The sequence below is a fragment of the Limnohabitans sp. Hippo4 genome (genome assembly GCF_003063605.1).
Taxonomy (GTDB): Bacteria; Pseudomonadota; Gammaproteobacteria; order Burkholderiales; family Burkholderiaceae_C; genus Limnohabitans_A.
Window position 1 is genome coordinate 285777 of sequence record NZ_NESE01000004.1, and the last position, 8925, is coordinate 294701.

The following is an 8925-nucleotide window of genomic DNA, read 5'->3' on the forward strand; positions in this document are numbered from 1 at the left end:
CAGGTTTGAGGTGGAGTTTCAAATTCATTGAGCAGGGTCATCATGGACGCTAAAAATATTGTTCTCAACGTCAACGGCATTGAAGTCATTTACAACCACGTCATCTTGGTTTTAAAGGGCGTGTCTTTGCAAGTGCCAGAAGGCAGCATCGTGGCTTTGCTTGGCGGTAATGGTGCAGGTAAAACCACCACTTTGCGCGCCGTGTCCAACTTGTTGCAAGGCGAGCGTGGTGCGGTCACCAAGGGCTCGATTGAGTTGCGCGGTGAGCGTATTGAGAATTTGTCGCCCGCAGATTTGGTGCAGCGCGGCGTGGTGCAGGTCATGGAAGGCCGTCACTGCTTTGCGCACTTGACCATTGAAGAGAACCTGCTCACGGGTTCTTACACGCGCAAAGACAAAGGCGAAATTGCGGCTAATTTGGAAAAGGTCTACACCTACTTTCCCCGCCTCAAAACACGTCGCACGTCACAGGCCGCTTACACCTCCGGGGGTGAACAACAAATGTGTGCCATTGGCCGTGCCATCATGACCAACCCCAGCATGGTGTTGCTCGACGAGCCCTCTATGGGCTTGGCGCCTCAAATCGTGGAAGAAGTGTTCAACATTGTTCGCGATCTGAACACCAAAGAAAAAGTGACCTTCTTGTTGGCTGAGCAAAACACCAACATGGCTTTGAAGTACTCAGACTACGGCTACATCATGGAAAGCGGCCGCATTGTGATGGATGGTGCGGCAAAAGATTTGGCCACGAATGAAGACGTGAAAGAATTTTACCTGGGCATGGGCGGTGGCGAGCGCAAGAGCTTCAAAGATGTGAAGAGCTACAAACGTCGCAAGCGCTGGCTGGCTTAATTTTCCAAACATTCAAAGGAATTTTATGAATACGCACCTGGATGCATTGGAAACGCGCGCGCCTGCAGAACGCGAAGCGGCTTTGTTGGCAGCGTTGCCGACCCAAATCGCGCATGCTCAAAAGAATGCACCTGCCTTTGCAGATGCCCTCAAAGGCATCAACGCAGCAGACATCACCTCACGCGCAGCTTTGGCCGCGTTGCCAGTAGTTCGCAAATACGAACTGTTGGAAAGACAAAAAGCCTCACGTGCTGCAGGCCACAGTGTGTTCGGTGGGTTCAGTGCCATTGCTTATGGCAAGAACATGCCTCGCGTGTTCTCTAGCCCAGGCCCGATTTACGAGCCAGAAGGTGCGCGCGCCGATTACTGGCGCATGGCCCGCGCCATTGCGGCAGCCGGTTTCAAATCGGGTGAACTGATTCACAACTGTTTCAGCTACCACTTCACGCCAGCAGGATCCATGATGGAGTCGGGTGCACATGCTTTGGGCTGTACCGTGTTTCCCGGCGGCATTGGTCAAACCGAACAGCAAGTCCAAGCCATGGCCGAGTTGCAGCCTGCGGGCTACATCGGTACGCCTAGCTTCTTGAAAATCATCATCGAAAAAGCGGCGGAAATGGGCGTGGCCTTGCCTTCTGTGAAAAAGGCCTTGGTGTCTGGGGAAGCCTTTCCACCGAGCCTGCGCGATTGGATGACCGAGCGTGGTGTCAATGCTTATCAGTGCTACGCCACCGCCGATGTGGGCTTGATTGCCTACGAAACCAGCGCCCGACAAGGTTTGATCGTCGATGAGGGTGTGATCGTTGAAATTGTGCGCCCCGGTACCGGCGATCCTGTGCCTGAAGGTGAAGTGGGCGAACTGGTCATTACCAGCTTGAACCCCGACTATCCTTTGATTCGTTTTGGCACCGGCGATTTGTCGGCCATCTTGAGTGGCCCTTGCCCTACCGGCCGTACCAACCAGCGCATCAAGGGTTGGATGGGACGTGCAGATCAAACCACCAAGGTGCGCGGTATGTTTGTGCACCCTGGTCAAGTGGCCGAAGTGGTCAAGCGCTTTCCGGCGGCCTTGAAGGCCCGTTTGGTGGTGCAAGGCGAAATGGCCAATGACAGCATGGCCTTGCATGTCGAAACCCAGGCGGCTGGCCAAGGCGAGGCCGAACTCAAAGCGCAAATTGCAGAAGCCATTCGCGACATCACTAAGTTGCGCAGTGACGTCCTGTTGGTGGCCCCAGGGACCTTGGCCAATGACGGCAAAGTCATTGAGGATGCGCGCAGTTATCAGTAAGCTGCTATCGCGTGGTGGCTGGCCAGGCTGGCGATGACCTTGATCTGACGCAAAAGGGCTTCATTTGTCAAGAATGAAGCCCTTTTCTGTTACAGGAGTTAGTGTTTCCGCGGGGTAAGGGGGCTGCTATGGCACACTACACTAAAGGTTCTAGATAAGGAGTTTTAGATGAAACGCATCCTGGTAATTGCAGCCGCAGCTTTGTCGCTGGTGGCACACGCTCAAAATTTCCCGGGCTCTAAGCCCATCACCTTCGTGGTGCCATTTGCTGCAGGCGGTCCAACCGATCGCGTCGCCCGCGATTTGGCAGAAGCCATGCGCGCGCCTTTGGGCGGCGCTGTGCTGTTGGTCGACAACGCTGCCGGTGCCGGTGGTTCCATTGGCGCTAACAAAGTTGCCAAAGCAGCCCCCGATGGTCACACCTTGCTCTTGCACCACATCGGCATGGCCACCATGCCCACATTGGTTCGCAACATTCCCTTCAAAGTTGACAGCGACTTCGAATACGTTGGCATGGTCAATGACGTGCCCATGACGCTGATTGGCAAGCCCAGCTTGCCCGCCAACAACTTCAAAGAGTTGAGCGCTTGGGTAACCGCCAACAAAGGCAAAATCAATTTGGGCAATGCGGGTGTAGGCTCAGCCTCACACCTGTGCGGTTTGCTGTATCAAAATGCCGTTCAAGTCGACATGACCACAGTGCCTTACAAAGGCACCGCGCCTGCCATGACCGATTTGATGGGTGGCCAAATTGATTTGATGTGCGATCAAACCACCAACACCACCAGCCAAATCGAAGGCAAAAAAGTCAAAGCCTATGCGGTGACCACCAGCAAGCACCTGACCACGCCTGCACTGAAAGATTTGCCCACCATGCAAGAAGCAGGTCTCAAAGGTTTTGAAGTCACCATTTGGCACGGTTTGTATGCGCCCAAAGGCACACCGCCCGATGTTCTCGCCAAGATCAATGCGGCGCTCAAAGTGGCTTTGAAAGATCCTGAGTTCATCAAGAAGCAAGAAGGCTTGGGTGCTGTGGTTGTCACCGACAAACGCGTAGAACCTGCAGAGCACAAGAAATTCGTGGCGGCTGAAATTGCAAAATGGAGCCCCATCATCAAAGCAGCAGGTGTTTACGCCGACTGATTCTTCATTCGCATTAGCTTCGGGCTCACCACGGGGGTGGTGAGCATCGTACTTGCAACGGCCATCAGCAGCAGCGCTGTGAAGGTGGCGGAAGAAATGATTTGTTTGTCGAGCAAGATGTTGGCAAAAATAATCATGATCAAGGCTTTGGTTTGAAGCAACCATCCAATCACAGACGCCTCGCCAGCGGGCCAACCCAAAATACGGCCAGCCAATCGAACCCCTAGCAACTTACCAGCGACAGAAGCCAGCAGCAACAAAGCTGCCGCAACAAAAACCAAGGTGCCGCCGATGGCCCAGTTGGTCTTCAGCCCCGTGCTTAAAAAGAACACGGGCATCATGACCAACAAGACATGCTTTCGCAGCAGGTCCATTTGTGCTTGATCAAACCATTTGGCATCAATCACCACCCCTGCCAAAAATGCCCCTACCATGAAATGCAGGCCCGACCAATCGGCGCCCAAAGCACACACAATGAGCCAAATCAAGGCCACGTACCATCGATCTGCTGCAGGTATGGCTTTCATCAAGCGACGCAGAACCCAGCTCAACACGCCAAAGGCCAGCAAGAAAAAGACCTGTTTGCCCATGCGCTCCCAGTCCATCAGAATCAGTGCCAGCACGCCCCAAATGGCAATGTCATCCAAGCTTGCATAACGCAAAATTCTCTGGCCCAGGGGTTGCCTCAAAATTTCAAGTTTTTCCATCAGCAAAATGAGAATGGGCAAGGCAGTCACTGCGCAAGACATGGCCACGCCCGTGGTGAACTGCCAGTCTTTGGCCAAGGGCCCTGTCCACCCTGCACCCATCTGTCCCGAGTTGATGAAACTCGCTGCAGCTGCGCCAAAAATCAAAGGCACCAACAAAGCCAAGCCTGCAGTCAGTGCGCTCTCTTTTTTGGCGACCCACGCTTGGCTCAAGTCGAGTTCAATGCCCGCTAGGAAAACAAACAGCATCACCGCCCACCAGGCCACGCCGTTCAAGGACTGAACCACAGAAGGGTTGAAGACAAATTGGTAATACGCTGGAAACAAATTCCCCAACACGCCTGGTCCCAACAGAATGCCCGTGATGATTTGGACGACAACCAAAGGCGCGACCTGTTCGGTACGACCCAAGCGCCAAATCAAGTAGGGCACTGTAAACACGATGCCCATGGCGATTAGATAAATCTCAGTGGTGTTCATGGAATGCAGTCGATAGGGGGCGGCGTTGGATGGGCGCAGGTTCAGCTGCTGCTTGCCGTGGTCATTTGCCCAATAAAAATAACACAGGTATTTCAAGTCGCGCGGCCCATGCATTTTCATTGTGGCCAGTGCCGTCGAAAACCCGAGTCATGAAATTAGTCTGTGCGCCTTGCTCTACATAGCCTTTGTCCCGAATGATTTGATTGACAAAGTTTTGATAGGGCGCATAAAGCGCGTCCAACTCTGTGGTGCCGTGATCTTGGTAAATTTTGTGGCCTTGAGGTGGTGCCAAGTGATCGCGCAGGTATACATAGGCCGCCAGTGGAATGTGTGAATTGGCTTCATAGCGACCGATCCAATGTGTTGATAGCCCTGCAGCACCGCCAAAAACGTGCGGGTATTCGTTCAAGGCATAAACAGAAATGAGGCCGCCCATGCTTGAGCCCATCACCACTGTATGGGCTGGCCCTACCAAGGTGGGGTAATGACGGTCAATGACGGGCTTGAGTTCTTCCACCAAAAAGCGCAGATACGCATCCGCTTGTGGTTTGTTTTGTAAATTAGCTTCCAACTGCAATTGGCGTGGACCAGGCAGGAGATGTTGCAAAAACTTTTGAGGAAAATACTCGCTGTGCCTGTACTTGCCATTGTTCCAAACGCCCACCACCAATGTGGGGCCAATTTGCCCAGACTGCATCAGCCGTGTGATGGTTTTGTCTACCCGCCAAGCTTGTTGGTTCCAAGTCATTTTTGCATCGAAAAGCATCTGCCCATCGTGCATGTAAATCACATTGAAACGCTGCCCTGAAGCTTTCAGCGACTCAAAATTGTCAGGCAACCAAACATCCACATGTCGCGCATCCACATGCTGGGACGGGAAATGAGCCAATCTTTCGATGCGCCCAGTTTCAGCTTGCGGTAACACCTGAGCACTTTGCTGAGCATGGCCACCTAAGGGTACCAGTGCACTTGCCAGAAGCGTGAGAACAGATGTGAAAAATGCGATGAGCGAGTGGGCGTAGCGCATGGTGCCTACTCAGTTCAAAGATCTGGAAGCACCTAATAAAGCAGGGGATTCGGCTGCATTGATCACGTAAACCGGAATGTCTTTGAGGTACTCGCGAAATCGGCCCTTGGCTTCAAAACGTTCTCTAAATACAGAAGACTCAAACCAGCCCAGCCACCGCGGTACAACGCCGCCGCCTAAATATACGCCACCCAAGGCACCCAAGGTGAGTGCTAAATCACCCGAGACGGACCCTAAAAAACCTGCAAACATTTGGAGACTCTGCAAGGCCAATGGATCTTTGTTTTTCAAGGCCAAATGGGTAATGTCGGCAGCACTGGTCACTTCCGTGGGCGGGTGTCCTTGAAGCTGCCGCATCGCCAAATACAAGTCCACCAAACCTTGACCCGACAGCACGCGCTCGGCAGACACATGTCCATAGCGCTGGCGAATGAGTTCAATCACGCGGTACTCGGTGTCGTTTTGAGCGGCCAAGGTGACATGGCCGCCTTCCCCCGCAATGGCCACCCAGTGGTCATTGGCATCGGTGGGTAGCAAGCCTGAAACGCCCAAACCTGTTCCCGCACCAATCAGCGCTTTGGGTGCGAAGGCTTGCGCCACCGTGCCACCCACTTGCACCAAGTTTTCAGGCGGAATGGAGGGCAGAGCCAAGGCCAAAGCGGTGAAGTCATTGATGATCTTCAGTTGCGCCAGGCCCAAACTGCGCTGCATGTCAGAAATTGAGAAAGACCAATGGTGATTGGTCATGCGAATCACATCGCCGGTGATGGGATTGGCAATGCCCAAGGCGCCGACGCGTGGCATGGGCAAGTTTTTTAATTCAAGGTACGTGCGGATGGCGGCTTCCAGGGTGTCGTAGGCCGCACACGGCAAGACCAAAACATGTTCGATGCCGGTGTGCGCGCTGGCTTGCCATCCAAATCGGGCGTTGGTACCGCCCACATCTCCCAATAAACGCGGAAACGTATCAGTCACAAATCAAATCTTCAAAAGCTCAATTCACAAACTGCTCGGATCCCACGATGCCCAGTTTGTTCAAGCCCAATCGCTGTGCACTGGCCATCACCAGTGCCACAGATTCGTACTTGGCCTTGGCGTGTGAGCGAATGTGCAACTCAGGTTGCGGCTGAAGACCAGAGGCTTCTGTCAACTTCGCTTCCAAATCGGCGCGGCCAGCTACGGGTCGACCGTTCCAATTGATCACGCTGTTGGCGTCCACATCAATCTTGATCACCACAGGTTCCACTTTTTTTGTGGGCGGTGTGGACACCGGCATGTCCAAATTCACAGAGTGCAACTGTGCAGGGATGGTGATGATCAACATGATCAACAGCACCAACATCACGTCAATCAATGGCGTGGTGTTGATCTCCATCATGACTTCTGGCTCGTCGCTGCCAGAGCCTGAACCGACGTTCATTCCCATGATCTTGTTCCTTTATTGTGGCTCAGTGATGAACCCGACCTTGGTGATGCCGGCGCGCTGCACCGCATACATCACTCGGCCCACCGACTCAAAGTCGCTCTTGCCATCGCCCCGGATCTGAACTTCAGGCTGGGGTTTCATGACCGCAAACTTCTTCATGCGCTGGAGCAAGTCGTCTGAATTTTTAATGGGCGTGTCGTACAAGAAGATCTTGCCCTTCACATCCACAGAGATGATCACGTTTTCTGGCTTGGTCTCCCGCACCATGTTTTTCTCTTTGGGCAAGTCCACCTTGATGGACGTTGTCACCACCGGAATCGTGATCAAGAAGATGATCAGCAAAACCAACATCACGTCCACCAGGGGCGTGGTGTTGATCTCGTTCATGATCTCATCGTCTTTGTCTGAACCGACGCTCATTGCCATAATTGGCCTCTCAGTATTTTGAGTTTGAGTGAATCTTGGTTTGTCTACACAACAAGTTTCGAATTACTTGTTGCTAGAAGCCAGCAACACAGAGTGCAAGTCAGAACCAAATGCGTTCACGTCTTCCATCACAGCTTTGTTGCGGCGAACCAGCCAGTTGTAACCCAGCACTGCAGGCACGGCCACAGCCAAACCGATGGCGGTCATGATCAAAGACTCGCCCACGGGGCCGGCCACTTTGTCAATGGAAGCTTGACCGGACATGCCGATTTTCACGAGCGCGTTGTAGATACCCCAAACCGTGCCGAACAAACCGACGAAGGGAGAAGTAGAGCCCACTGTGGCGAGCACAGCCAAGCCGTCTTGCATGCGGCTTTGAACGTTGCCAATGGCGCGCTGAATGCTTTGTGTGGTCCATGTGTTGAAGTCAACGGCACCGAGCAAACCCGTGTGCTTGTTGGCGCTCTCAAGGCCTTTTTCTGCAATAAAACGGAAGGGGCTGTCTTCGGCCAAGCCGTCAGCGCCTTGACGCAAAGAAGAAGCAGTCCAGAAGTTGTCTTTGGCTTCTGTTGCAAACTTGGCAGCTTTGGACTGCTCAAAGAACTTGGTGATGATCACGTACCAAGAACCCATGGACATCAGCACCAAGATCAGCAAAGTGCCTTTGGCCACGATGTCGCCTTGGGCCCACAAAGCGCCCAAGCCATAAGGATTTTCGTCATGCGCGCCAGCAGCGGGTGCGGCCGTTGCTTCAGCAGGCGCTGCAGGTGCGGGGGCGGCAGCAGGTGCAGCCGCTTCTGGCGCTGGGGCTGCAGCGGCGGGAGCAGCAGGTGCAGCCTCCTTGGGCTTGGCTGCGAAACTGGCGCTGGCCAGGCCAAGGCCTGCCACCAAACCGATGGCCAGGACGAGAGTTTTGAGTTGCTTGATCATGGAAAGACTCCTCTGAAACGAATTCAATTAAATTTAAAAAATGTTCAACAAATGTGTTGGATGGTGATGGGCTTATTCCAAGCGCCAGGTGTATTTCATGCTGGCCCAGGTTTGCTGAGGCTTACCGTCCACCGTGCCAGGCTTGAATTGGCACTTGGACAAGCCCGCACGTGCGGCTTCGTCCAGGCGCCTAAAGCCTGAGGACTTTTCAACGGCAGACTCGATCACCTTGCCATCTGCGCCCACCAAGAACTTCAGCGTCACCGTGCCCTCTTCTTCCAGGCGCTTGGAGGCACTGGGGTACTCAGGCTTTTCGCAGCTAGATGCGCTGATCACCGCGGCTGTTACCACTGGCGCCGCAGCGGCAACAGGCATAGGCGAAGGTGGCGCAACGGGCTGGGGCGTATTGGACACCGCAGCAATGGCGTTCACAGGTGTTGGTGCAGCGACGGCCACTTCCACGGGGGGAACGTACGCGGGCGGTGGGGGCGGCAAATTCTTAGGAGGTGGAGGGGGCGGGGGCGGCGGCGTGGGTGTGGGGTCTGCTGTGACTTCAAAGGATTCAGCACTGCGCACCGAGACATTACCCGCCAAGTCAACGGCGTAGAGATGGTACACAGCTGCAGGCAGGCCACTCAGAGAAATG

The 8925-nt window shown here is 54.0% G+C and carries 10 protein-coding genes; 3 read left to right on the forward strand and 7 right to left on the reverse strand.

The window, feature by feature from the left end:
• Positions 1-42 precede the first annotated feature (42 nt).
• From B9Z46_RS12320 to B9Z46_RS12330, 3 genes are all read left to right on the forward strand, one after another.
• Positions 43-852 carry an ABC transporter ATP-binding protein gene (locus tag B9Z46_RS12320; protein WP_108256833.1) on the forward strand — a complete coding sequence of 270 codons (810 nt, stop codon included), beginning with the start codon at positions 43-45 and terminating at the stop codon, positions 850-852.
• 25 nt (positions 853-877) lie between these two features.
• Positions 878-2140 (forward strand): phenylacetate--CoA ligase family protein, encoded by a 1263-nt coding sequence (locus tag B9Z46_RS12325; protein ID WP_108256835.1) that lies wholly within the window; start codon positions 878-880, stop codon positions 2138-2140.
• Positions 2141-2308: 168 nt separating this feature from the next.
• On the forward strand, positions 2309-3283 hold the full coding sequence (locus B9Z46_RS12330) for a tripartite tricarboxylate transporter substrate-binding protein (RefSeq protein ID WP_055359253.1): 975 nt from the start codon (positions 2309-2311) through the stop codon (positions 3281-3283).
• On the opposite strand, the gene B9Z46_RS12335 is transcribed toward B9Z46_RS12330, so the two are convergent.
• From B9Z46_RS12335 to B9Z46_RS12365, 7 genes are all read right to left on the reverse strand, one after another.
• Positions 3271-4470, reverse strand: a complete 1200-nt coding sequence (locus tag B9Z46_RS12335) for a cation:proton antiporter (RefSeq protein ID WP_199220603.1) — start codon at positions 4468-4470, stop codon at positions 3271-3273. The two genes, B9Z46_RS12330 and B9Z46_RS12335, sit on opposite strands and share 13 nt — an antisense overlap.
• Positions 4471-4531: 61 nt before the next feature.
• The gene (locus B9Z46_RS12340; protein WP_108256837.1) at positions 4532-5497 is read right to left on the reverse strand and encodes an alpha/beta hydrolase; all 966 of its coding nucleotides are present in this window, start codon (positions 5495-5497) and stop codon (positions 4532-4534) included.
• Between the two features lie 9 nt (positions 5498-5506).
• Positions 5507-6472, reverse strand: a complete 966-nt coding sequence (locus B9Z46_RS12345; RefSeq protein ID WP_108256839.1) for a glucokinase — start codon at positions 6470-6472, stop codon at positions 5507-5509.
• A gap of 19 nt (positions 6473-6491) precedes the next feature.
• Complete coding sequence (locus B9Z46_RS12350) at positions 6492-6923, reverse strand: biopolymer transporter ExbD (RefSeq protein ID WP_055359251.1); 432 nt, start codon at positions 6921-6923, stop codon at positions 6492-6494.
• A gap of 12 nt (positions 6924-6935) precedes the next feature.
• The gene (locus B9Z46_RS12355; protein WP_108256841.1) at positions 6936-7349 is read right to left on the reverse strand and encodes a biopolymer transporter ExbD; all 414 of its coding nucleotides are present in this window, start codon (positions 7347-7349) and stop codon (positions 6936-6938) included.
• Between the two features lie 63 nt (positions 7350-7412).
• Positions 7413-8279, reverse strand: coding sequence for a MotA/TolQ/ExbB proton channel family protein (locus tag B9Z46_RS12360; RefSeq protein ID WP_108256843.1), 867 nt, complete (start codon positions 8277-8279; stop codon positions 7413-7415).
• A 72-nt stretch (positions 8280-8351) separates the two neighbouring features.
• Positions 8352-8925, reverse strand: a 574-nt coding sequence (locus B9Z46_RS12365) for an energy transducer TonB (RefSeq protein ID WP_108256845.1), incomplete at its 5' end; no start/stop codon positions are given.

What these genes read in the sequence shown, in the direction of transcription:
- B9Z46_RS12320 (WP_108256833.1), top strand. Translation starts at nt 43, where the DNA reads ATGGACGCTAAAAATATTGTTCTCAACGTCAACGGCATTGAAGTCATT.
- B9Z46_RS12325 (WP_108256835.1), top strand. Translation starts at nt 878, where the DNA reads ATGAATACGCACCTGGATGCATTGGAAACGCGCGCGCCTGCAGAACGC.
- B9Z46_RS12330 (WP_055359253.1), top strand. Translation starts at nt 2,309, where the DNA reads ATGAAACGCATCCTGGTAATTGCAGCCGCAGCTTTGTCGCTGGTGGCA.
- B9Z46_RS12335 (WP_199220603.1), bottom strand. Translation starts at nt 4,470, where the DNA reads ATGAACACCACTGAGATTTATCTAATCGCCATGGGCATCGTGTTTACA.
- B9Z46_RS12340 (WP_108256837.1), bottom strand. Translation starts at nt 5,497, where the DNA reads ATGCGCTACGCCCACTCGCTCATCGCATTTTTCACATCTGTTCTCACG.
- B9Z46_RS12350 (WP_055359251.1), bottom strand. Translation starts at nt 6,923, where the DNA reads ATGGGAATGAACGTCGGTTCAGGCTCTGGCAGCGACGAGCCAGAAGTC.
- B9Z46_RS12355 (WP_108256841.1), bottom strand. Translation starts at nt 7,349, where the DNA reads ATGGCAATGAGCGTCGGTTCAGACAAAGACGATGAGATCATGAACGAG.
- B9Z46_RS12360 (WP_108256843.1), bottom strand. Translation starts at nt 8,279, where the DNA reads ATGATCAAGCAACTCAAAACTCTCGTCCTGGCCATCGGTTTGGTGGCA.